The sequence below is a fragment of the Lacrimispora xylanisolvens genome, assembly GCF_002934545.1.
GTDB classification, from domain to species: Bacteria; Bacillota; Clostridia; order Lachnospirales; family Lachnospiraceae; genus Lacrimispora; species Lacrimispora xylanisolvens.
This window is the reverse complement of sequence record NZ_PTJA01000010.1, coordinates 155,956-180,479: the sequence shown is the minus strand read 5'-3', so window position 1 is coordinate 180,479 and position 24,524 is coordinate 155,956. Positions and strand designations below refer to the sequence as shown.

Annotated in this window: 24 protein-coding genes; 20 read left to right on the top strand and 4 right to left on the bottom strand. The window is 42.4% G+C overall.

The genetic code is table 11. The features are described from left to right. Nucleotides 1–81: 81 nt before the first annotated feature. From BXY41_RS18315 to BXY41_RS18235, 17 genes are all read left to right on the top strand, one after another. Entirely contained in the window at nt 82–774 is a 693-nt protein-coding gene (locus BXY41_RS18315) for a C40 family peptidase (protein WP_104438307.1), read from the top strand. Between the two features lie 132 nt (nt 775–906). Continuing rightward, complete coding sequence (locus BXY41_RS18310) at nt 907–1,638, top strand: C40 family peptidase (RefSeq protein ID WP_104438306.1); 732 nt, start codon at nt 907–909, stop codon at nt 1,636–1,638. A gap of 444 nt (nt 1,639–2,082) precedes the next feature. After that, the gene (locus BXY41_RS18305; RefSeq protein WP_104438305.1) at nt 2,083–2,316 is read left to right on the top strand and encodes a hypothetical protein; all 234 of its coding nucleotides are present in this window, start codon (nt 2,083–2,085) and stop codon (nt 2,314–2,316) included. A 121-nt stretch (nt 2,317–2,437) separates the two neighbouring features. After that, nucleotides 2,438–2,746 (top strand): rhodanese-like domain-containing protein, encoded by a 309-nt coding sequence (locus BXY41_RS18300; protein ID WP_104438304.1) that lies wholly within the window; start codon nt 2,438–2,440, stop codon nt 2,744–2,746. A gap of 69 nt (nt 2,747–2,815) precedes the next feature. Continuing rightward, entirely contained in the window at nt 2,816–3,364 is a 549-nt protein-coding gene (gene yfcE / locus BXY41_RS18295; RefSeq protein ID WP_104438303.1) for a phosphodiesterase, read from the top strand. A 1-nt stretch (nt 3,365) separates the two neighbouring features. Further along, nucleotides 3,366–4,535 carry a THUMP domain-containing class I SAM-dependent RNA methyltransferase gene (locus BXY41_RS18290; protein WP_432765523.1) on the top strand — a complete coding sequence of 390 codons (1,170 nt, stop codon included), beginning with the start codon at nt 3,366–3,368 and terminating at the stop codon, nt 4,533–4,535. A gap of 46 nt (nt 4,536–4,581) precedes the next feature. Then, nucleotides 4,582–5,838 (top strand): lectin like domain-containing protein, encoded by a 1,257-nt coding sequence (locus BXY41_RS18285; RefSeq protein WP_242980243.1) that lies wholly within the window; start codon nt 4,582–4,584, stop codon nt 5,836–5,838. Between the two features lie 24 nt (nt 5,839–5,862). Further along, complete coding sequence (gene rdgB, locus BXY41_RS18280; RefSeq protein WP_104438301.1) at nt 5,863–6,495, top strand: RdgB/HAM1 family non-canonical purine NTP pyrophosphatase; 633 nt, start codon at nt 5,863–5,865, stop codon at nt 6,493–6,495. After that, nucleotides 6,473–6,967: a YfcE family phosphodiesterase gene (locus tag BXY41_RS18275; protein ID WP_104438300.1), complete on the top strand. Its 495-nt coding sequence runs from the start codon at nt 6,473–6,475 to the stop codon at nt 6,965–6,967. The genes rdgB and BXY41_RS18275 overlap by 23 nt, the downstream gene beginning before the upstream one ends. 722 nt (nt 6,968–7,689) lie before the next feature. Then, nucleotides 7,690–8,223, top strand: coding sequence for a DUF4418 family protein (locus BXY41_RS18270; protein WP_104438299.1), 534 nt, complete (start codon nt 7,690–7,692; stop codon nt 8,221–8,223). Next, nucleotides 8,180–9,400 carry an ABC transporter permease gene (locus BXY41_RS18265; RefSeq protein WP_104438298.1) on the top strand — a complete coding sequence of 407 codons (1,221 nt, stop codon included), beginning with the start codon at nt 8,180–8,182 and terminating at the stop codon, nt 9,398–9,400. The genes BXY41_RS18270 and BXY41_RS18265 overlap by 44 nt, the downstream gene beginning before the upstream one ends. 1 nt (nt 9,401) lies before the next feature. Beyond that, nucleotides 9,402–10,154, top strand: a complete 753-nt coding sequence (locus BXY41_RS18260; RefSeq protein ID WP_104438297.1) for an ABC transporter ATP-binding protein — start codon at nt 9,402–9,404, stop codon at nt 10,152–10,154. Between the two features lies 1 nt (nt 10,155). Continuing rightward, nucleotides 10,156–11,193: an ABC transporter substrate-binding protein gene (locus BXY41_RS18255; RefSeq protein ID WP_104438296.1), complete on the top strand. Its 1,038-nt coding sequence runs from the start codon at nt 10,156–10,158 to the stop codon at nt 11,191–11,193. A gap of 33 nt (nt 11,194–11,226) precedes the next feature. Further along, nucleotides 11,227–12,228, top strand: coding sequence for an ABC transporter permease (locus BXY41_RS18250; RefSeq protein ID WP_242980238.1), 1,002 nt, complete (start codon nt 11,227–11,229; stop codon nt 12,226–12,228). After that, a complete protein-coding gene (locus BXY41_RS18245; RefSeq protein ID WP_104438294.1) occupies nt 12,225–13,010 on the top strand; it encodes an ABC transporter ATP-binding protein in 786 nt (261 codons plus the stop codon). Before BXY41_RS18250 ends, BXY41_RS18245 begins: the two co-directional genes overlap by 4 nt. A 30-nt stretch (nt 13,011–13,040) precedes the next feature. Then, nucleotides 13,041–14,198, top strand: coding sequence for a trans-sulfuration enzyme family protein (locus tag BXY41_RS18240; RefSeq protein WP_104438293.1), 1,158 nt, complete (start codon nt 13,041–13,043; stop codon nt 14,196–14,198). Further along, nucleotides 14,195–15,106, top strand: coding sequence for a PLP-dependent cysteine synthase family protein (locus BXY41_RS18235; protein WP_104438292.1), 912 nt, complete (start codon nt 14,195–14,197; stop codon nt 15,104–15,106). Before BXY41_RS18240 ends, BXY41_RS18235 begins: the two co-directional genes overlap by 4 nt. Nucleotides 15,107–15,169: 63 nt before the next feature. Here BXY41_RS18235 and BXY41_RS18230 read toward each other — a convergent pair whose 3' ends face one another. Next, the gene (locus BXY41_RS18230) at nt 15,170–16,567 is read right to left on the bottom strand and encodes a family 4 glycosyl hydrolase (protein WP_104438291.1); all 1,398 of its coding nucleotides are present in this window, start codon (nt 16,565–16,567) and stop codon (nt 15,170–15,172) included. 148 nt (nt 16,568–16,715) lie between these two features. On the opposite strand from BXY41_RS18230, the gene BXY41_RS18225 reads away from it, so the two are divergent. Next, entirely contained in the window at nt 16,716–17,579 is an 864-nt protein-coding gene (locus tag BXY41_RS18225; RefSeq protein WP_104438290.1) for an AraC family transcriptional regulator, read from the top strand. A gap of 34 nt (nt 17,580–17,613) precedes the next feature. On the opposite strand, the gene BXY41_RS18220 is transcribed toward BXY41_RS18225, so the two are convergent. From BXY41_RS18220 to BXY41_RS18210, 3 genes are read right to left on the bottom strand one after another with little or no spacing between them, the layout of a single operon-like run. Beyond that, nucleotides 17,614–18,741 (bottom strand): glycoside hydrolase family 88/105 protein, encoded by a 1,128-nt coding sequence (locus tag BXY41_RS18220; RefSeq protein ID WP_104438289.1) that lies wholly within the window; start codon nt 18,739–18,741, stop codon nt 17,614–17,616. After that, complete coding sequence (locus BXY41_RS18215) at nt 18,738–20,264, bottom strand: response regulator (protein WP_104438288.1); 1,527 nt, start codon at nt 20,262–20,264, stop codon at nt 18,738–18,740. Before BXY41_RS18215 ends, BXY41_RS18220 begins: the two co-directional genes overlap by 4 nt. Before the next feature lies 1 nt (nt 20,265). Continuing rightward, nucleotides 20,266–22,026, bottom strand: a complete 1,761-nt coding sequence (locus BXY41_RS18210; protein WP_104438287.1) for a sensor histidine kinase — start codon at nt 22,024–22,026, stop codon at nt 20,266–20,268. Between the two features lie 187 nt (nt 22,027–22,213). Here BXY41_RS18210 and BXY41_RS18205 point away from each other — a divergent pair, with 187 nt between their 5' ends. Together BXY41_RS18205 and BXY41_RS18200 are read left to right on the top strand one after the other, a co-directional pair. After that, nucleotides 22,214–23,566, top strand: coding sequence for an ABC transporter substrate-binding protein (locus tag BXY41_RS18205; protein WP_104438286.1), 1,353 nt, complete (start codon nt 22,214–22,216; stop codon nt 23,564–23,566). Nucleotides 23,567–23,591: 25 nt separating this feature from the next. Continuing rightward, entirely contained in the window at nt 23,592–24,521 is a 930-nt protein-coding gene (locus tag BXY41_RS18200) for a carbohydrate ABC transporter permease (RefSeq protein ID WP_330590520.1), read from the top strand. Nucleotides 24,522–24,524: the final 3 nt, after the last annotated feature.

Genomic DNA, 24,524 nt, shown 5'->3' with positions numbered 1-24,524 from the left:
TAATTCAAAATGTAACAATTATGTAATATTTAAGTCAAATATTTGCGGTAACAGCTATCATACGCAGACAGGAGATTCGTTATGAAAATCAGAATGTGGAAGGTCATGGGACTTTTAGGACTTTTAACAACCTTAAGTTTAAACTATCAGACAGAGGCGAAAGCGGATGAAATCACAGTAGAAACCAGTACAACTCTTTATGCAAGACTGGACAAGCCTGTATCAGTCAGAACCACTGCGGAGGATGGCGGATCAGTTGTGACTTCTGCTTTGGAAGGCCAGACCTGTGAGGTGATTGAGCCTGCCAAGGATGGCTGGCTGAAGGTGAAAGTTCCGGAAGGCGACGGTTACATACGGAGTGATTCTGCAACATTGATCGAAAAAACTCAGGAAAAAGTGGACGAGTCTGCACTGGAGCGGAAAGAAGTTGTGGACTATGCTCTTCAGTTCGTTGGTGGACGTTACGTATATGGTGGTGTAAATCCCAGCACTGGAGTGGATTGTTCCGGATTTACCAGATATGTCCTTAAAAAGACCGCAGATGTGGAGCTGGATCACAGCGCAAGGTCCCAGTCAGGGGAAGGAAAAATCGTAAGTTATGATCAGGCCCGTCCAGGTGATCTGGTATTTTATGGAAAAAACGGATCCATTAATCATGTCGCTTTGTATATGGGAGATGGGAAAGTAATCCATGCATCCACCGAAAAAACAGGAATTATCGTAACAAACGTCATGTATCGCAAACCTGTGAAATTTGTCAGTGTTTTAAACTAATATAATTTTAAATTCGTGCAGTTTTAAATAATACTTGACGAAAAGATAAAATAAATGTATAATAACCGTAATGAAATTAATAATTACGTAACATTTGAAACTCAAAAAGTAAAAATAGGAGCAAATTTCCCGATGATAAACAAAGTATGGAAAACGTTAGGACTTATGGCTTTTTGTGGAACAATGATCATTGCAGTTCCTTCAGATGTAAGAGCAGATGAGGTATCCGGCCCAGGATTAAGTTTTGGAAATTACATGGTAACCGTTAATACAGATCAGGTTACAATCAGTAAAGATGAAGAAGGTACAGAACCCTTAATGAACGCTTCCAAAGGATCCGCCTTTGAAGTTGTGGAAGATATGGGGGATGGATTTTTAAAAGTTAAGGTGAACGATACATATGGCTATTTACCGGCAGAAGGAAGTGCCACTGTAACTGCAACCGATGAAGAAACTTTAAAAGCACTGGAAGAGAAGGCTCAGGCTCAGTCAACCGTTAATTTCAGACAAAGCATTGTTACTTATGCACTGCAGTTCGTAGGCGGTCGTTATTCCTACGGTGGCAGTGATCCTCATACAGGAGTGGATTGCTCCGGATTTACAAGATATGTAATGCAGCATGCAGCAGGACTTTCCATCAGCCGTTCATCAGGTGGACAGGCTTCACAGGGAAGATCCGTGAGCGCAGATCAGATGCGCCCAGGCGACCTGATTTTCTACGGAAGCGGAAGCTCCATCAATCATGTTGCCATGTATATCGGGAATGGAGAAGTAGTACATTCCTCAACTTATAGTACAGGTATTAAGACATCTCCGTGGAACTATCGGACACCTGTAAAGATTGTCAACGTGCTTGGCGATTAATGGAATAGCGGATTACCGGATTTTGGAAAGGGATATAGGACCTTCGGCATGGGATTGCCGGAGGTCTTTTGTATTTGCCGGGCGATGGATGGGTTAGCAAAAGTAATTGCACATTGAATGGGATATGTTACCATAATGGCATGGAACAATCGTAATAAACTTATCAATAATGCATTGCATAAAATACACAGATTTCTCATCAAAGAGAAACAGCCTGAATAGGGGAGCTATTCGGCTGCTTCTGAGGGGAGTATAAATAATTAATAAGGATGAGGAATAATATTCCTCAAGTAAATTATAATATAGGCTATGTAAAAATGCAAAGTTATTTTAAAAACAATTCTAAAAAATTCAGAATTATCCAATACAAAAAATCAAGTATATTCTGTCGGATATTCGCCATACTACACCATGTAACAAAAAACGCCCACAGGAGGTATGAAAATGTCTAAGAATAATTATAATGACAGCTACAACGATATGGATAATTCTTCTAAGAATTACACATCAAGCCAGAACAACAATAAGAACAAGAGTACAAACAGCCAGAATAAGATGCAGGATAAAATGCAGGACAAGATGCAGGATAGCCGTAATTCCAGCCGTGACTGCAGCCGTGACTCCAGCCGTGATTCCAGCCGTGATTCCAGCCGTAACAGCAGCCAGAACAAATTTTAATAACAGACAAAATTAAAAAAGGCGTGGGAAAGAGACATCGTGTCCTTTCCCGCGTTTTTTTTGTCCTTTCGCATCCTGGAAAATTCGGAATATATTATTACTAGAAAGGACAGGTGATAGTATGTTCACGACAATACCGGTATGGGAAGTCGATCAATATATAGAATATAATAGTAATATTATGATTATAGATCTTCGGAGTTCATCTTCTTATCAAAAAGGACATTTAAAGGGGGCAGTCAATCTTCCTTATGAGGAGTATGATTATTGGAGAAACCAGCTGCCCAGAGATAAAACACTGATCTTTTATTGTGCCAGGGGCGGACAAAGCATGAATGTTTGCAGACATTTGGAGTCAATGGGTTATCATGTCATCAATCTGGCTAATGGAATCTCCTATTACAGGGGAAAATATATGGTACGTGGATAGGTATTCATTGACAGATATACCTTCCAGGTCTTAAAATATACCTGATAAACAGTAAAGGAGAAAATACGTATGAAATATATGATTGCTTCCGACATTCACGGCTCTGCTTATTATTGCAGGGAGCTGTTAGATGTATATAAAAAATCAGGAGCTGAGAGACTGATCCTCCTTGGGGATATTCTTTACCATGGACCAAGAAATGATCTTCCCAAAGAATATGCACCCAAAGAGGTCATCTCCATGCTTAACAGTTATAAAGATCAGATTTATAATGTCCGGGGAAACTGTGATGCGGAAGTAGATCAGATGGTACTGGAATTCCCGGTTCTTTCTGATTATGCGTTGTTTGCAATTAATGGCCTGACTATTTATGCCACTCATGGACATATCTACAACAAAGAAAATCTTCTGCCAATGCAAAAGGGAGATATTCTGCTTCACGGTCATACCCATATCCTGACTGCTGAAACCTTTGGAGACATTACCATACTTAACCCAGGTTCTGTTTCCATTCCAAAAGGAGGAAATCCTCCTACCTATGCACTGCTGGAAGACCGGATCTTCAGGATTATGGACTTTGATGGTAACATTGTAAAAGAAATGAACTTAGGAGAATAATGTGAAAAAAACTTACGAACTCATTGCTCCCTGCCATTTTGGTATGGAGGCGGTATTAAAGAAAGAAATAACAGATCTTGGATACGATATAACCTTAGTGGAAGACGGAAGAGTGACGTTTCTTGGTGATGACGAAGCTATCTGCCGTGCCAATGTATTTTTAAGAACTGCAGAACGAGTGCTTTTAAAGGCAGGAAGTTTTCATGCGGATTCCTTTGAAGAGCTTTTTCAGGCGACTAAGAAAATACCCTGGGAAGAGTATATTCCTGCGGATGGAAAATTCTGGGTGGCAAAAGCATCTTCCATCAAGAGTAAGCTGTTCAGCCCATCTGATATTCAGTCCATTATGAAAAAAGCCATGGTGGAGCGAATGAAGGGTGCATATAAAGTAGAATGGTTTGAAGAGAATGGTGCAAGCTATCCTCTTCGTGTTTTTCTGTATAAAGATCAGGTTACCGTAGGAATCGATACCACGGGAGATTCTCTCCATAAAAGAGGTTACCGTACCCTTACCAGCAAGGCTCCCATTACGGAGACCCTGGCTGCAGCACTGATCATGCTGACACCATGGAACAAAGACAGGATTCTGGTGGATCCGTTTTGCGGAAGTGGTACATTCGTAATAGAAGCAGCCATGATGGCAGCTAATATAGCTCCGGGTATGAACCGGTCCTTCCTATCAGAAGACTGGAAGAACATTATCCCAAGAAAATGCTGGTATGATACCATGGATGAAGCCAATGATCTGGTAGATAATGACGTAAAGGTTGATATACAGGGATATGATATCGATCCTGAGATAGTAAAAGCAGCCAGAACCAATGCTGAATCTGCCGGTGTGGACCACCTCATCCATTTTCAGCAGCGCTCCGTGGAGGCGTTAAGCCATCCGAAAAAATATGGTTTTATTATTACCAATCCTCCATATGGAGAGCGTCTTGAGGAAAAGGAAAATCTTCCAAAGCTTTACCGCCAGATTGGAGAGCGATATGCTGCTCTTGATGCGTGGTCGTTGTACATGATTACTGCATATGAGGATGCGGAACGATATATCGGAAGAAAAGCAGATAAGAACCGTAAGATATATAATGGAATGATGAAGACCTATTTCTATCAGTTTATGGGGCCAAGGCCACCGAAAAGAAAAGCAGGAGATGAGTTTGAAAAATAAAACCCGGTTTGCCCTTTTTCTTGCTGTGTTGTGCACAGCAGCCGTCCTGGCGGCGGACTATTTTGTACCATTACAGGCAGATAATCCAGATACAGGGCAGCTTCCGGCTGTCTATGACGGAAGGAAAAATGGCCGCGCTCCGGCAGTGAAAAATCAGGGTTCCCTTGGTACCTGCTGGGCGTTTGCATCGTTACAGGCATTGGAGGCCAGATTGTTACCAGAGGAATCACTTGATTTGTCCGAGGACCATATGTCCTTAAATAATGGGTTTTGTATTCCACAGGAAGAAGGAGGAGAATATACCATGTCCATGGCATACCTTCTTTCCTGGCAGGGACCGGTACTGGAGTCAGAGGATCCTTATGGTGATGGAACATCTCCCAAAGGTCTTAAAGCGGTAAAGCATGTTCAGGAAATCCAGATGATACCGGGGAAAGATTACGAGAAGATTAAGCGGGCGGTTCTTCGTTACGGAGGAGTCCAGAGCTCCCTCTATACCGCCATGAATGGAGACAGGAGTAAGTCAGCCAGTTATAATGAGTCTGCGTCCGCTTATTGCTACATAGGCTCGGAACCGCCCAATCACGATTCCGTAATTATTGGCTGGGATGATGGATTTTCCAGAGAGAATTTTAATGTCCCGGTAAATGGTGATGGTGCATTTATCTGCATGAACAGCTGGGGAGACGGATTCGGGGACCAGGGCTTTTTTTATGTATCCTATTATGATTCCAATATCGGTATGAATAACATTGTATACTCTGAAGTAGAAGATCCGGGCAGATATGACAGAATCTATCAGTCGGATTTACGGGGCTGGGTTGGCCAGCTGGGCTATGGGAATGATACCGCATGGTTTTCCAATGTCTATGAAGCAGAAGAATCCCAGTATTTAAAGGCGGTAGGATTTTATGCTACAGCTCCTGGTACTTCTTATGAGATTTACGCAGTACGTCAGACAGGAAAAGAATCTGATATTACAGAGGGGAATGAGTTCGACCGGAAGATTTTCCTGACAGACGGGGCGTTTGAAAATGCCGGTTATTATACCGTATCATTTGATAAAAAAACAAAAAAGGAACTGAAATTAAAAAAGGGAGAGCGGTTTGCAGTAATTGTGAAAATTACCACTCCCGATACAGTTCACCCTGCAGCCATTGAATATGATGCAGGGGACGGAAGAACCTTTGTAGATTTATCTGACGGGGAGGGTTATATCAGTGCTGACGGCAAAGTGTGGGAGCGGGTGGAAGAAAAGCAGAACTGCAATTTGTGTCTGAAGGCATATACAGCTGCCCAATAGAAAAAGGTTTGAAGGAGAGAACAGATGAGGGAGAACAGAATAATTTTTGCAACCGGGAACGAAGGAAAAATGCGGGAAATCCGTGAAATATTAAAGGATCTTGGAATGGAAGTCTGCTCCATGAAAGAGGCTGGCATTTGCCTTGATATTGAGGAAAACGGAACTACATTTGGGGAAAACGCTGAGATAAAAGCCATGTCAGTGTGGAAAAAGTCTGGAGGAATCGTTCTTGCTGATGATTCCGGACTGGTAGTAGACTGCCTGGGCGGAGAGCCTGGAATTTACTCTGCCCGTTACATGGGGGAGGAGACTTCCTACGAGATTAAAAATCAGACCATATTAAACCGTGCTGCTCTCTTTGAGGGAGAGGATAGAAGTGCACGCTTTGTTTGCAACATTGCTGCGATTCTTCCTGACGGCAGGGTCCTTCATACGGAGGCAGCCATGGAAGGTCTGGTTGCGGACAAGCCGGCTGGCGGGGAAGGATTTGGTTATGATCCCATTCTTTATATACCGGAATTTCATATGACTGCAGCAGAGCTTACCATGGATCAGAAAAACAGGATCAGTCACAGGGGAAAGGCGCTGGAAGCCATGAAAGATAAGCTGAAAGAGCAGTTGGGAGAGGAGCGTCATGAAAGTACTGATTGTCAGTGATACTCACCGCAGGGATGAGAATCTCTTACGGGTGATCCAAGAGAATAAACCTTTTGACATGCTGATTCATCTGGGAGATTCCGAAGGAAGTGAAAAGAAGATTGAGAGCTGGCTGGATGAGGGCTGTGAACTGCATATGGTTCTTGGTAACAATGATTTTTTCTCTGATCTGGAACGGGAGGAAGAAATCAAGCTGGGCAGTTACCGGATACTTCTGACTCATGGACATTATTATAATGTATCTCTTGGAGTGGAGCGGCTGGAAGCGGAAGCCATGGAGCGTAATATTCAGATCGCCATGTTCGGGCATACCCACAGACCATTTTATGAGGTACATAACGGGATCATAATTTTAAATCCCGGTAGTATGTCCTATCCACGCCAGGAAGGCAGAAGACCCTCTTATATGATTATGGAACTGGATGAGCAGGGAGAAGCCCATTTTACACTGAATTTCCTGGATAAAGAATAAACCTGAGCATCGAACCTTTATAGATAGTCAGATTATAATGGATAAGGGTACACTTTTTTAAATAAAGTGTGCCCTTATTTTTGTACTTAAAATGGAGCGTGTATGCAGCTGATCTTGAACTGGATTTATTCTGACTTTTTAATAGAACAGTGGTTATTTCTAGAAAATATATTGAATATATGAAATACGTGTAATAATAACCAACAAAAGACCATGTAATTCATTAATTATTTGGCGATAAACACGAAAAAAATAAAACTGTTTTATTATGAATTGACAAGAGGAATATTGATACATATAATACATATAAATCTAGTATGTAAAGAGGTATTACGCAGGAAAGGAGAATTTAACTATGGAAAACAGAGTATTTACAGGTTATTGTACTACTTATTTTGTTATGGGCATTCAGTGTTGCTGTATGCCTTGTTTTGCTATGGTTAAATATTGTATTTCTGACGGATAAGTCGAATTTTTTTCTTGCGAATGCCACATAAGGCAGTCCGGAACAGAATTATCCGGGCTGCCTTTTTTTATTTCTGTATATGAGGGATATGAGATGAAAATATGGTTTTATTTTAAGGGGAAGCGCATCATACGCTATATTTGTCTGCTTGGAATACCATGACAGCATTTGTTTCTACAATGAAACCAGCTGGCAGATGGCAGGTACAAAGGGGTTTTTCTTTGGTATGTGCCTTTCAGTTTAGAGAGGATATAGTGTGAAAAATAGATTAGTTTCTGGAATAGTTTTTTTAGCTTTAGGGTTACTGATTGCACTGGGGCCACAAACGATTTTTCCGGTTTGCAGGATTACGGAGTTCGGCGAAGAAGCAACAAAAACTGGTTCAGAGAAAAACAAGGATATGAGTGAACCTCACATGGGAAATATGAAAGAAACTACTTCCATGAAATGTCATTGGACCGCAAGGGCAGAGCTTGGGGTGGGATTGCTGATAGCATTTGAAGGATTTTTATTAACTCTTTTTGACAGTAGGCAGACACGTTTTGGACTGAATGCAGCAATTGGACTAAGTGGGATCTTATCGTTGCTGTTTCCCACGATTCTGATAGGAGTTTGCGGCAGCACACGAATGGATTGCCGTTCACTGACTCTTCCTGCACTGGTTATTATTAGTGTCTCGGTAATTGTTTGTTCTGTTATGAATGGAATCAATCTATATAAAACAAACAGGATAGGAGGAAGACCATATGGGCCTGAAACCTCTGACCACCAGGCAGCTGTCAAAGAATAATCTGCGTAGTAATCCTTTCCGAACTGTCTGTCTTGTGATGGTTGTAGCCGTGCTTTCCTTTACCATGTATGGAGGCGCCATCTTGTCACAGAGCCTGAAAAACGGGTTATACAGCTTAAAGAACCGGCTTGGAGCAGATCTGGCGGTGGTGCCGCTTGAACATGAATCACAGTATGAAGGAATTATTCTTTCCGGGGAGCCCAGCCGTTTTTATTTTGACCGGTCAATGGAACAACAGATTAAGGAGATACAGGGAGTTGAGGAGGTATCGCCCCAATTGTATTTATCCACTCTTTCCGCAGCCTGCTGTTCGGTTCCGGTTCAGGTAATTGGGTTTGATCCGGACTCAGATTTTGTAATAAAGCCATGGATTACAAAAGTATATGGCAGAAAGCTGGAGACCGGACAGCTGATTGCAGGCAGTGATATTGTAATAAATGACAGCAGAACCTTAAAGTTTTTTAACGACACCTACCCGGTTGCAGCACAGCTTGAAAAAACTTCTACGGGCATGGATTATTCCATATATGCCAATATGGATACTATGAGGATGTTGTTAGAGGGAGCAAAAAAAACGGGAATGAATCTGAGCGTTAATGTTTATGGCACAGACATTGATCAATCAATTTCTACTGTACTGGTGAAGCTTAAGAAGGGCTATGATGTGGATACCGTAACGACCAATATCAGGCGCCAGGTATCAGGAATCAGCATAGTAAAATCAAAAAATATGTTTCTCTCTGCAGCAAATCAGATCTCTGTTCTGATCACTTTTGTTAATACAGTTGCCTGCGCTCTTTGGATCATAGCGGTATTTGTTCTGGCAGTGATGTTCACTGTTATTATGAATGGCAGGAAGAAAGAGTTTGCGCTCTTACGTTCTCTGGGAGCTGCCAGAGTGAAATTATGCAAAATTGTACTGACGGAATCCCTGATGATCAGCATACTTGGAGGAGTACTGGGGGCTTTCCTGGCCTCGCTGGTTGTTTTTCCATTCAGTACATACATTGGGGAGTCGCTGCATCTCCCTTATCTGCTCCCGGATTTAATGTCTTCCATACGCCTGCTGGCGGGTAATCTTGTTCTCGCAATTGCAGCTGGTCCCCTTGCAGCCATATATTCTGCGGGAAAGGTGAGCAGGACAGAAACCTGTGTTTTGATAAGAGAAGGAGAATAAAATGGCCATTGAATTAAAAAAAGTGACCAAAGAGTATGCAAGAAAAAAGGAATTATTTAAAGCGGTCAATGAGGTAAATCTTAGTCTGGATAAAGGGGATTTTATTAATATCATAGGTCGTTCCGGAAGCGGAAAGAGCACATTGCTTAATATGGCTGCAGGTCTGCTGACTCCCACCTCTGGAGAAATTGAGATAGATGGAAACAACATCTTTTCCATGAAGGATCATGAAGCATCGGCGTTTCGCAATTCAAAAATAGGGTATGTTCCTCAAGGCAGCTGCGCACTGTCCAGCCTGAACGTGCTTGATAATGTGAGAATACCCTTTCATTTATGGAACAGAGGAAAAAATTCAATGGAGCCGGCATGGTTAAGACTGAAACAAACCGGGATATCTCATTTATCTGATGTATATCCAAAGCACCTTTCCGGAGGAGAATTAAAGAGGGTTGCCATTGCAAGAGCCCTGATCAATAATCCGGACTATTTGCTTGCCGATGAGCCTACCGGTGATCTGGATGCAGAAACAACGCTGGAGATCATGAAATTGTTAAAAGAAATAGCAGAAAATGGAACGGGAATTATTATGGTCACTCATGAGCTGGAGGTTCTGGACTTTGGCAGCAGGACTTTTCTAATGGAAAAAGGCCGACTGTCTTTGTGCCAGGAAAATAGCAGACATAAAGATTTTTTGGCTTCAGCTGCAGATGTATATTTAAATGCCTCAGAGAGGGGAAAAAAGGAGGAAATTTAGTATGATAACAAGAAAGAAGGATTTTGGTATTTTTGCACTTTTTCTGGCCCTTGCATTAGGGGTCACGGCATGTGGTTCTAAGAATGCTTCCAATACGTCAGAAGGAACGACGCAATACAAATATGGAAAAATTGACATTCCTGGAAAAGACGGTGCTCTTTGCGGTGCTCCTATCTACATTGCTTATGAAAAAGGATTCTTTGCAGAGGAGGGGTTTGACGTAAACTTAATATCTGCAGATAGTGAAACACGTAAGATCGGACTGAATAATGGCACAATTCCAATTGTAAACGGAGACTTTCAATTTTTTCCTTCCATTGAGGAGGGAGTTAAAGTAAAGGTCGTGGATGGTCTGCACAATGGCTGTATTAAATTTGTTGTTCCAAAGGATTCTCCAATCAAAACGGTAGAAGACTTTAAAGGTAAGAAAATTGCAATCGATGAAGTTGGAGGAACTCCCCACCAGGTAGCCAGTCTGTGGCTGGAAAAGGCCGGTATCTCAGCAAAACCACAGGATGGAGATGTTACATTCCTGCCTTATTCAGACGGGAATCTGGAACTGGAAGCTGCAAAAAGCGGTGAGGTAGATGTTGCTGCACTTTGGGATCCTCTTGGATCCATCGCAGAAAAGAGCGGAGATTATCGGGTAGTATTCGATTTATCCACAGATCCTGCGTTTGCAGGGAAATACTGCTGCTTTCTCTATGCTTCTTCCAAAGTTCTGGATTCTGAACCAGAAAAGATATCTGCTCTGTTAAGTGCTTATAGAAAGGCCCAGAACTGGATAGCTGAAAACCCCAAGGAAGCCGTTTCCATTATCTCTGATAAAAAATACTCTGCCATTGATGATAAAGAACTGGCAGAAAAACTTGTAGTCAGCTATGCGTATCCCACAATAAAGGAGCGGGAGTCGGGAGGTTCCCACGTTGCAGAAGATGTTAAGTATTTTGTAACGGAGCTTAAAAACATCGGATATCTTAAAACAGATGATGCAGACGCATTTGCAGATCAGATATACCAGAAGGTAGAAGTGAAATAAGTATACAATATGCTTTTGGAGGAGGATAGAAGGATGAATAAGATTCAATTTTTAAAAAAATACTTTTTACTGACTCTGGTCTCTATTGCGGGATTTTTTGCCGCAGTACTGGTTAATTTGTTTTTTCCCCAGGCTGCATCTGTTGAAATAAAATCCTATGCAGTCAGCAATTCGGTCAGTCTTACGGGCGATCAGGCATACCGGCTGGTGCTGGCCGGACTTATATTTCTCTATGGGGCAATTGGAGTTTACTCATTTTTTCGTGGGGAATTAAGGGAAAGATATTTAAGCCGTGTCCCATTTCGCCTGGCGATGGGGTTAGCATTGGCATTGTGGGATATTTTGGGTACGAAGCTTTTGCTTTTGCCTCAGCCTTTTTTTCCGGGACCTACTAAAATTATAGAGTCGTTTCTTATGGAGGGAGATTATATTTTTCAGAATACTCTGTACTCCCTTCGACTTTTTACGGTAGGGTTCGTATCTGGTGTCGTGTTTGGTGTAGGAACCGGGATTTTAATAGGCTGGTTCCCAAAGGTCTATTACTGGGTGTATCCGGTTTTAAAGATTACGGGAGTCATACCGGCAGTAGCATGGATGCCCTTTGCGCTGACTCTTTTTCCCAATCCTTTCTCTGCGGCTGCATTTCTCATCGTCATCTGCGCCTGGTTTCCCGTTGCATTTTTAACGGCACAGGGGATCGCAAGTACGCCAAAGGTGCATTTCGAAGTTGCCAGGACCCTTGGGGCAAAAACGCCGTATCTGGTCTTTCATGTGGCAATCCCTCATGCAATGCCCCAGATTTTTACAGGTATTTCAACGGCAAATGGTTTTGCCTTCACGACCCTGGTCATGTCTGAGATGATGGGGCAGCCAGGAGGACTTGGCTATTACATCAACGCATCAAAAGTATGGTCTGCTTATTATAAGGTGTTTGCAGCTATTATTGTGATGGCAGTGCTGTTTTCCTCCATCATGAAGGGAATTGGTTTCATACAAAACCGTGTTCTGCGGTGGCAAAGGGGGCTGGTAAAATGAGCAATGAAATACTTATGGAAATAAAATCAGTAGACCGTACTTATGTAGATGCCAACAATCATACGGTGGATGCTCTTAAAGATATTAATCTTTCTATCAGACGGGGGGAGTTTCTATCCATCATTGGCCCCTCTGGATGTGGTAAAACCACACTACTGCGTCTTTTGGCAGGGTTAGATGTACCTGAATCCGGAGTAATCACACTGGAAGGAGAGGAGATAAAGGGGCCACATCCTGACCGGGGATATGTGTTCCAGCAAGGCAGTCTTTTTCCATGGCTGACGGTCGAGAAGAACATAGCCACAGGACTTAAGGCGAGAGGGGTGTATAAGAAGCATAAAAATGAAATTGCCCAATATATTAACATGATCGGGCTTGACGGGTTTGAAGAAGTGTTTCCTCATCAGATTTCAGGAGGCATGGCCCAGCGTGTAGCCATTGCGAGATCATTGATCAATCATCCTGTGGCATTGCTCTTAGATGAGCCAATGGGAGCTCTTGATGCTTTTACAAGGGCGGATCTTCAGGATAAGATCCTGGAACTGTGGAAGAAAAATGAGACGACTATGATTTTGGTAACACATGATGTAGAGGAAGCGTTGTATTTGAGTGACAGGGTCGTGATCATGTCTCCCCGCCCCGGAAAAATAAGTGAAATAATTAATATTTCACTACCAAGGCCCAGGCAGAAGAATAGCCAGGACTTTATGGTAATGCGCAGCAGCATACTGGAAAAACTTCATCTTGCCAGTACCATACCACAAGTGGAATATAATATTTAATAAATTATTTCATTAATAGGAGGTCTTATCATGAAAAATTATGAGTATATAGAGTCAGCTCTGATTCATGGAGGTATCTATGGAGATGAACGAACCGGTGCGGTAAATACTCCGATCTATCAAACATCAACGTATATGCAGGATGGATTGGGAAAAAACAGAGGATATGAATATTCACGTACGGGAAATCCTACACGCGAGGCACTGGAATTGTTGATTGCAGAACTGGAAAATGGAGAATCAGGATTTGCCTTTGCTTCTGGAATGGCTGCTATTACTGCGGTACTAAGTCTTTTTAAAAGCGGCGATAGAATTGTTATATCAAGCAACGTCTATGGGGGTACTTTCCGCGTTCTGGATAAGGTCTTTCAGAATTTTGGATTTTCCTATACCATCGCTGATACCACAGACCTTACGGCACTTTCCCAGGCACTCACTCCGGATGTAAAAGCAGTTCTTATAGAGAGTCCGGCAAACCCTCTTCTGACAGTAACAGATATAAAAGCCGTGGCGGAACTTGTGAAAAAAAGGGAAGCATTGCTGGTAGTTGACAACACATTTATGACTCCTTATATCCAACGTCCACTGGAACTGGGAGCTGATATTGTCCTTCATTCGGCGACTAAATATCTTGGAGGCCACAGTGACTTAATTGCCGGCCTTGTTGTGGTCCGGTCAAAAGAACTTGGAGAAAGGCTTCATTTCATTCAGAATGCGACAGGGGGAGTACTGCAGCCATTTGATTCATTCCTGCTGATCCGCAGCATCAAAACTCTGAGTGTCAGAATGGACCGGCATGTGGAAAATGCTGTGGAGCTTGCAAAATTATTAAAAGAACATGAAGCAGTAAAAACGGTTTATTATCCCGGACTTCCGGATGCACAGGGCTATGATATAAACTTGAAGCAGGCGAAGAACGGGGGAGCTATGATATCTTTTGAACTTAAGGAAGGATACAGTATCAATCGATTCTTTGAAAGCCTGAAATTGATTGCTCTGGCAGAAAGTCTGGGGGGTGTGGAATCTTTGGTTTGCCATCCAGCAACCATGACCCATGCCTCAATTCCAAGGGAGATTCGGGAAAAGGTTGGTATTACAGATGGGCTTATCCGGCTTTCTGTTGGAATAGAACATGGAAAGGATCTTGCCGCAGACTTAGAACAGGCAATCCGGGAGGCGAAACAATGAGTCTGTACGATTCTATGAAGGATCTAATTGGCAATACGCCTCTTGTCAGACTGGATCATCTGGGATTTCCAGATAAGGTGCAGATCTATGGAAAACTGGAGTTTTATAATCCTTCCGGAAGCGTTAAGGACCGGATCGGGACCTATATGATCCAGGATGCAGAAAAGCGGGGAGTCTTAAAACCAGGAGATACGATCATTGAAGCTACAGCAGGGAACACAGGGCTTGGTATCGCATTTGCTGCCCTTAATCTTGGGTATCGTCTTATCTTTGTCATTCCAGAAAAATTCTCTCAGGAGAAACAGATTCTTTTAAAAGCGCTGGGAGCAGAAATTATTTCGACTCCATTGGACGAAGGAATGCTTGGTGCAACAAGAAAAGCGGAAGAGCTGAGAAAGAGCATTCACAATTCGGTGACCCTGGAACAGTTTAAAAATATGGCAAACCCTTTGGCTCATTATGAGACTACCGGTCCGGAATTGTATCGGGATCTAAATGGAAATTTGGATTATGTGGTTGCCGGTGCAGGGAGCGGGGGTACATTTACGGGTATTATGAAATATTTAAAAGAGCAGAATCCTGAGATAAAAGGAGTACTGGCGGATCCCATCGGTTCCACACTGGGGGGAGGGGAACACGCAAACTACGAAATAGAGGGAATTGGCAATGATTTTGTTGCTGATACCATGGATATGTCTCTTGTTGACCGTGTGATTAAAATTAGTGATGCGGAGGCGTTTGATGAGGTGAAAAATATCGCCAGGTATGAGGGCATTTTTGCAGGTTCCTCATCTGGAGCTGCATTAGCGGCTGCCAGAAAACTTGCAGACAGTATAACCTTCGGACGGATTGCTGTGATTCTGCCGGACAGGGCAGAACGGTATTTCAGCAAGCATATCCTTGACTGATTTTGCAGTTGGATAGGAACATGGCCGCAGTGTGAAACTATCTGCGGCCATGTTCCTCATTCATTAATTCCAGCCTTCCGGCAAGTAAATTCTGGTATTTTCAATCATATCATCCGCCAGCTTTTTCACTTCTTCGTCGCTTGCTCTGCCTTTTACCAGAGGATCGCTTAAGAAAGCTTCATAAACCAGTGTGCGGTCGCAGGTAAGAGCTGCTTTTAAAATGCGCTCATGATTTGCAACGTGGGGTTTTATCAGTTCCAGCACTTCCTCAGGAATGGAACCTGCGATTACGGGTTTAATGCTGTCGCGGCTAAATACTGCATTTGTCTCCACAACTGCATCTTTAGGCAGATTTGCAATCTGTAAGAAAGAGTTTGGTATATTTACATTACTGATGGTTCGTTCGAGACCGCATAAGGATTTAATTAACAGAATTCCTTCTTCTCCTGACGGTTTTAACTCAATCTCCTGTTCTCCGTCAGCCAGACGGCGGCTCTTTTCCAGACGTTCTTTTAAGTCATTCTTTCTCCAGTCAACGGTGGTGAGACCGAATTTCCAGGATTTAACCGTTTCCGGATCTTTCAGATAATCGGTTCCAGGCATGAATTCTGCAAGGTGACGGTCTCCTGCAGCTGCAATCAGACCATAGCGGCGGAACAGGTCAAACTTCACCCGGTGAGCGCATTCAAATGTGCTGTTTGCCCAGTTTTTATCCGGCTCTTCATAGCCCTCTTCATAATGAGCATTGATATAATCCCGGTAAACAGGAAATAAGTCGATTCCTTTATAAGAGGCCTCATCAAACCAGGTAAAATGGTTAATACCAAGAACATTGACATGAATGTCCCTGCGGTCAATGGATTCCAGTCCCAGGGTTTCCTCACAGATACCCTTTAACACCTTCTGGGTACCGAATACTTCGTGACAGCAGCCAAATGCCTTAATCTGTGGAAATACATGATAAAGGGTCTTAACACACAGTGACATTGGGTTTGTATAGTTAATAATCCAGGCATCAGGTGCGTAATCCCTGATTGCTTCTGCTATGGTAACAAACATTGGGATGGTACGCAGTGCACGGATCATACCGCCAGGGCCGGCTGTATCACCAACTGACTGATAGATACCAAGTCTTTCCGGAAGATGGACATCAGAATCCATCTCGTCGAAGGTTCCCGGGAGAATGGAGATAACAGCAAAATCACAGCCTGTCAGCGCATCTTTTAAAGAATCAGACTGGACATAATCCCATTTTCCGATGGTATCCTTGCGGGCGCTCAGCTGGCTGCCAATAATTTCATTGTTTTTTGAAGCAGCAGGATCAATGTCGTAAAGCCGGATTGTTCCGCTCATGGAATCATCCATGGAAAGGTCAGTCATAAATGTCCATGCCCAGCCTCTGGAACCGCCGCCGATGTAAGCGATTTTAATATCACTTACTTTGTTGTTTTCGTATTTCATAAAGGTTTCCTCCTGAAACTAAGAAATATTGAATAGGTTCGTATCACTCTCTATTGCATATTATAATGCATTATAGTATTATAATACTAATAAAATAGATGCTTATTTTGCAATAATCATACTTTTGGCTACTGATCAGGAGAGGAAAATGGAACGAATCATATTTGAAGAGAGTATGGAAGGCGTAGTTATCGATGAGGTGGCAAGAGATGACGGATTTTCCATGACAATGAAGCATTTTCATGATACTTATGAGTTGTATTTTCTCTTAAGCGGAGAACGTTATTATTTTATTGAAAAAGAAACCTATTACGTAAAGACCGGAGATGTGGTATTGGTCAACCGGCAGCAGGTGCATAAGACAAGCCAGGCCGGAAGCGGAAGCCATGACCGTATTTTGCTCCAGCTTAACGGCAGGTATCTGGAGTCATGGTTAAATCATGCAGGGGTTACTTCGCTGGAAAAGCTGTTTGGCGATTATTATGGGGTTGCAAGACTTTCTGAAAAGGAATGGGAGGAGATGAAATCCCTGCTCCTGTCAATCAGAGATGAAATAAAAGGCAGGAGAGAACGGTATGAAGTCATGGTTCGCCTTATGATTTCCAGAATTCTTCTTATGGTTTACAGAAGCCGCAAAAAAAACCTGTTAAAGGATATGCCTGTTACGGTTCAGACCTCAAAGCATGGTAAAGTGCATGAGGTGGCGGAATATCTTACTCTCCATTGTGAGACACCAGAGAGTCTGGAAGAACTGGCAGAACGGTTCTTTATCAGTAAATCCTATTTAAGCCGTATTTTTCGGGAAGTGACAGGGTTTTCAGTTAATGAATACAGAAATTTAGCAAGGGTGCGGAAAGGCAGGGAACTGCTTTTAAACAGTGAGTATTCTGTAACAGAGATATCAGAAGTTCTGGGCTTTGAAAGTGTTACTTATTTCGAACGGGTATTCAAAAAGCATACGGATGCAACGCCTTTGAAATATAGAAAAGAGGCGAAAAGAACGGAGCAGTAACGTTCTTTTCGCCTCTTTTTATAGCAGGGAAGTTTTATTTTTCAAGTGCCTCACACAATGCTGTAAGAGCAAGTGCCTGACCATAGGCCATAGGCATGATTAGAACATTTTTATAGTGGTCGCCGTCCATACCGATTCCAGTCCCTGCTGAAACATTGAGGACGGTTCCGTCTTCAGAAATGTTATCGCATATAGCAGAGATTGCGCGGTCTGCCGCTTCTTTGCAGGTACCATCTAAAATTCCCGCCTTTACACCTCTTAAAATACCGGCGGCAATGGCGGCGGAACCCGATACCTCTTCGTAGCTGGTTTCATCGGTCAGTACAGTTCTCCACAATCCGGAGGGAGCCTGGAGCTTTAAGAGAGCAGCTGCCTGAGAACGGAAGGTGTCAATCAGATAAGTTCTTACCCCTTCGTTTAAATCAGATCCGCAGGTATCTAAAAATTCCATGATTCCATAGGTGAACCAGGAGTTTCCACGGCACCAGAAAATGCCTCCAAAATTATCCATACGCTCAAAACTGAACCCGTGATGGAAGAGTCCGGTCTGTTTATCAAATAAATATTTGATGTGTACCAGAAACTGATGAATGGCTTCGTTTTTCCAAACTGGATTTTCTGCCTGCTGACCCATTCGGTTTAAGAAAAGCACAGACATAAATAAAGTATCAATCCATATCTGTCCTTCATTTAAGGTTACTCCGTTCCTGTCACCAATTGCACTTGTTACATGCTGAAATCCATTGTCGGTGGTTTTTGGAAGCCCGTTAATCAGCCAGTCTGCCTGTTCTGTGCAGAGCTGATAGAAGCTCTCTGAGTCTTTCAGACTGGTATGAAGGCAGGATAGGGGGAGGAAGGGAGCCGTTGTATTGATGTTTCTGGAGGGCAGACCATTTTTCATATGTCCGCTGTACCAGTTTTCAAAAAAGGAAAGATACCGGTCATCTCCATAGAAATCCTGTAGTTTGTACAAGCCATAGAGACCAACACCCTGAGGCCAGTCCCATTCTTCAATGCCGAAATCCCTCTGTATAATTCCTTTTTTGGTGTCTGTGGAGCTGACTGATTTGTCTTTGTCATAGTCACAGCCTCCCAGATTCATGAGTTTCTCCACAACCAGATGGATTTTTTCCAGCAGCCTCTCGTTTGTCATTGTTGTCATTCTCCTTTATGTTTTGTGTTTTTTAGCTTTTCGATGAAATCTGTGGGTGGAAGACCTGTGTAACGCTTGAATACCTGGCTGAAATACTGGGGATTGCTTCCGAATCCCACCTGCCTTGCGATTTGTTTGATGTTGTCATTGTGATAGTAGGTCATCAGCCGTATGGCTTCCTCCATGCGCTCTTTGTTTAAATAATCGGAAAAACGCATGCCTTCTTCCTTCACGAACTGTTTGCTTAAATACCCCACACTGACAAACAGATAATTCTCAGCCAGCCATTTTAAAGACAGGTTCTCTGAGTCTAAGTGTTCCCTGATATAGGTTTTTAACAGCGCGATGTTGGAGCTGGCCTTATGTCCCCCTGTTTCATGCTCTTTCTGTACCAGAACCACAGAAAGAAGATTCCGGATTTCCGTTACGTTATCACAGGAATAGAGCCGGCGGAAAAAGTCACAGGCAGCATCAATGGGCGGCTTTTCCTGGCTTAAATCGGCCTGAAGGAAAAGGCCAAGGGCAAGGCTTCTGGCAGTTGCCGGGGGCATGGAGTCGATAAAAACGGAATTTAAAAGCTCGTTTGCCTGAATGATATCCGGTGCAGAGGTAATGGAATCTTCCAGATGACTGATCATCCATGGAGCTGTAATATGGTTTCTGATCTCATAGCTTTCTCCTTTTTCACTGAGCAGTAGAATCCGCTCAAAACGGGAGATCTTCTGAATTACATAGTAAAATAACTTTTCCGATGTTTCCATATGGATAAATTCTGTTTCAAAGGTAACGGACTGATTGGGATAATGCAGCTTTAAAATGGAGTTCTTAATCCGTTCCTGTGTTGCAAGAGTGGTAGCAGGAAAAATCAGAACAGCAGTATTCTTTACATATAGTATGGAAAAATCCAGACGAAGCCCTTCCAGATTAAGGATTTTAACTATATCAGTGGCGAAATTTTTCAAATACGGTTCTTCTACAAAGGAGCAGATGCATGCATAGAGGCAGCTTTCAGGCAGAGATAACAGCTCCTGATATTTATGGAATACACTTGAAAAAGTGTCCTGATGCTCCAGCAGTTCCATGATGAAACTTTGTTCCAGCGGAATGTGCAAAGTCTTTAAAAGATCCACCTGCTGGGATTTGCGGCGCTCTTCTTCCTGAAGTCGTTCCTTTCGAATGGAGACAAGAGAATCGATCAGCTCATTTTTATCGGTTGGTTTTAATAAATAAAACCGGACTCCGTATTTCATCGCCTGCTTGGCATATTCGAAGTCATTATAACCGGAAAGCAGAATAAACGAGATCTTAGAGTCTGTTTTAATGGAACGCTCTATGAGATCCAGCCCGTTTAAAATGGGCATTCGAATATCAGTGATCACTACATCCGGATATTCATCACATATGATGTCATAGGCCTCCATTCCATTTTTGGCTGTTGCGATCAGCTCATATCCCAAAGATTCATAATCAATCATTTGAGAAAGGGCTTCTCTGATAATCTGTTCATCATCTACAATCATTAACCTCAGCATGTCAAACCTCCTGTTCTTTGGGAATGGACAGCATAACCACTGCCATTCCGCTCTTATTGTAAAAATTCAGCCCGTAATTGTTGCCATAAAGTAATTTTAATCTGGAATTAATATTTACCAGTCCAACACCCGAACCCTGGGGCTGGATTTCCTTGTTTTCAATTTTGGTAAGTAAATCAGGATCAAAAATGGAACCGGTATTGGATACCTTAATCTGGTAATCCAGCTCCATTTCTCTAATGGTAACCCGGATACAGCACATTTCGTCGGTGGCTTCCATGGCATGCTTTAACGCATTTTCCACCAAAGGCTGAATACACAGCTTGGGAACGAAGATGTGGGAGATATTCTCCGGGACCTCCAGTTCAAAATTCAGTCTGTCTTTAAAACGCATTTCCTGAATCCGGATATAGTCATTTAACACCTCCAGCTCTTCCGATAGGGGAATGATATCCTTTTGACCCGCAATGGAAGCGCGGAATAAGTTACCCAGGGAGCGAACCATCATGGAAATATCGTCAGCTCCGTATTTTTGAGCCATCCAGTTAATGGTATCCAGCGTATTGTATAAAAAATGAGGATTAATCTGCTGTTGCAGCATCTTAATGGTAGAATCCCTTAAAAGGAGCTGTTTATCATAATTTTCATCTCTTAATACCTTTACACTGTGGGTCATCTCATCAAAGCTGCGATGGAGCTGTCCGATTTCATCCTGTCTGTTCTCATAGTCATAGGACTTGATGCGGCTGACAGGTGCTTCTCCATTCCCAAAACGCTGGATTTTCTCGATTAAGTAGTCCAGGTGGCGGAAGATATAACGGAAGAGTAAATTTACCAGGATTGCCGTAACCAGAATAATGAAAAAGGTATATAAAAGAATCTGCATGGTAATGAGGCGTACGTTGCGAAATAAGGGATTATAATCTCTGAAATAAAGATAGTCCCAGCCAACATTGGGAATATATCCGTTGATAATAAACTCCTTTTTATTATCCAGAGATGTAATGGTATAGGCATTTTCCCTGCCCTGCCTGTCCGCAATGAGTTTCAGACAGTATTCCTGGTGATAGGCATCTGCCGGATAGATCCGCTTTTCTCCTGTCATTAAGATAAACCTGGAATTATCCGCCATACTGCCGGAGCTTTTTAAACCATCCTCGATCATGTGTTCCATATCAACGGTGACATAGAGTCCTGCCAGTTTTTTCAGGCTTAAATATTTAAGCTTTAAGATCTGTCTTGCACACACGGTATCATCACCAGGTTCAATTGCAGAAGACCATACCGCTTTTCCTTTTAACTGGTCAATGGAACGGTCAAGTTCCGCCCGGTTAAATTTAAAGATATCATCCGAACGCCCCATACAGATATTGGATCCGTCATCTAACACGATATTGATGGATTTCACATATCTGCTTTGATAGATATAGGAGTAGAGCTGTTGATAAATGTCTCTTTTTGCAAGAGAACGCCGGTCACTGTATGGATTGTCAATCAGAAACGACAAATTCTCCTGCAGAACAGCATCTCCGATAATATTATCCGTAACATTTTCAACCATCTGCATTTCCGACTCCAGATAGGTGGTTACATGGCTTAAAGAGTCGGCATTTGCCTGATAAAGTACTTCGTTGTAGCGGTTGGCCAGAATTCGTATGCTGATAAAGATAGTGAGGCACAGGGCAAAAAGAGCAAGGAGAAAAACCGTCAGTATTTTTTTGTATAAAGACAGATTGTTAAACCAGACTGTACATCGTTTCATATTCAGAATTCCTTTCTCAGATAATCGTATTATATAGTAAAAGATCAAAAAAAGAAATTGGTAAACGATCTCAAATTACACAAAGCTGTTTTTTCAACCATAAAAAGCCGTATTTTAACTTTACGTTTGTGCATATTTGACATAAAATGTGGTTATCTTAATGAAATCAAATGGGAGGTTTTGCAAAATGAAGAAAAGAATCTTAGCAACAACACTTGCAGCAATTCTTGCAGCATCATCATTAGCTGCCTGTGGCTCCAAAACAGAGCCAACAGAAACAACCAAGGCAGATGCAGCTACCACAGCAGCTACCACAGCAGCATCCACTGATACCAAAGCAGCAGCATCAGGTGACAAAGTTTCTTTAAGCCTTTGCTGGTGGGGAAATCAGACAAGAAACGATGTAACAAAAAAAGCAGTTGATCTTTACATGAGTAAAAACCCAAATGTAGACATCAAAGTTGAGTTTACTGACTGGTCCGGTTACTGGGACAAGCTTTCTGCTATGGCAGCAGGCGGAAACCTTCCTGACATCATTCAGATGGATTACTCCTATTTAAATCAGTATCAGAAGAGCGGACAGCTTGCTGATTTATCTGAATTCATGAGCAGCGGCGTGATTGATACTTCCAAGATTCCGGAAAGCATCATTAAGAGTGGAGAAGTTGACGGAAAGACTTATGCACTCAGCCTTGGCAGCAACGCTCCTATGATGGTTTATGACAAAGCAGTCGTTGAAAAGGCAGGAGTTACCATTCCTGATCAGCTGACAATGGACCAGCTTTATGACCTTGGCAAGACCATCAGCGAGAAAACCGGTGCTAAAACTCTTTATGACGGCGGAATCAACATGATGCAGATCATGGCAAGAGCCAATGGTTCTCATTTATTTGATGAATTAAGCACTGGTAAAGAAGATTCCATGAAGATTTATTTTAACACCATTGAAAAATTTGCTAAATCTGATGCAAGCATTTCCGCAGATTTATTAGCAGAGAAGAATCCTGATGTTGTAGAGACAAAGCCAATCATTGATGGAACAACCTGGAATGATTTAAGCTTATCCAACCAGTTCATCAGTATCTCCAAAACAGCAGGCAGAGAACTTGGAATTACCATGTTCCCAACCATTACAGATGCTAAAGTACAGCCACTGTACTTAAAACCAAGTATGTTCTTCTCTATTGCTGAATCTTCCAAGAATAAAGAAGAAGCAGCAAAATTCATTGACTGGTTCACAAACAGCACAGAGTGTAATGAAATCCTTCTTGCTGAAAGAGGAATTCCGATCAATACAGAAGTTGCAGATGCAATCAAACCAAAGGCAGATGCAGCAGCTCAGACCGTATTTGATTATGTTGCAAAAGTAACTGAAATCGCAACTCCAATCGATGCTCCAGACCCATCTGGTAAAGGTGAAGTAGAAGCATTAGGAAAAACAGTTTCTGAAGCAGTCCGTTACGGAGATGCAACAGCAGACGACGCAGTTGGCCAGTTTGTGCCTGAAGCAAAGAAAATACTTGAAGAAGCGGCAAAATAACAGGTAAAATTCTGGAGGGGATAAGATGAAGAACAATCAAATGATCCCGAAAAGAAAAAAATCAGTGGGCCAGATCTTAAACACACCGAAGGTTGCAGGATATGTATTTATCCTGCCCTTCATTATAGGATTTCTTGCCTTTATGGCAATTCCAATGATTTTATCTTTAGGGTTTTCATTCACCAGATACAATATATTAAAATCACCGGTTTTTATAGGACTGGAAAATTATAAAACGATGTTTACGGCGGATCCAAAGTTCTGGAAAGTATTTGGTGTTACCATGTACTATGTTCTGTTTTCGGTTCCTCTCCGGCTTATCATGGCGTTAGCAGTTGCCATGCTTTTAGTAAAAAGCACCAAACTATCCGGTTTTTACAGGGCGGTATATTATCTGCCTTCTATTATCGGATCCAGTGTGGCTGTTGCAATTCTCTGGAAGAGAATGTTTGCAAGCGATGGTGTTGTAAACGCACTGTTAGGGATAGTCGGACTTCCCTCTGACCTGGCTTGGCTGGGAAGAGCAGATACAGCGATCTGGACTCTGATTATTTTAGCAATCTGGCAGTTTGGTTCTTCCATGCTCATCTTTTTATCCGGTTTAAAGCAGATTCCAGTCAGCCTTTATGAGGCAGCTACCGTTGATGGTGCCAATGGAATTCAGAGATTTTTCAAAATCACAATTCCAATGCTGACACCCACTATTTTCTTCAATCTCATTAACCAGCTGATCAATGGGTTTATGGCATTTACACAAAGCTATATTATTACCCAGGGAAAGCCAAGAGATACCACATTGTTTTATACCGTATACATGTATCAGAATTCCTTTACTTATAATAAGCTTGGATATGGCTGTGCAATGGCCTGGTTTATGGTATTCGTTGTAGGCATGCTGACACTGGTACTGTTCAAAACACAGAAAAAGTGGGTACATTACGAAGCGGAAGGGTGATGA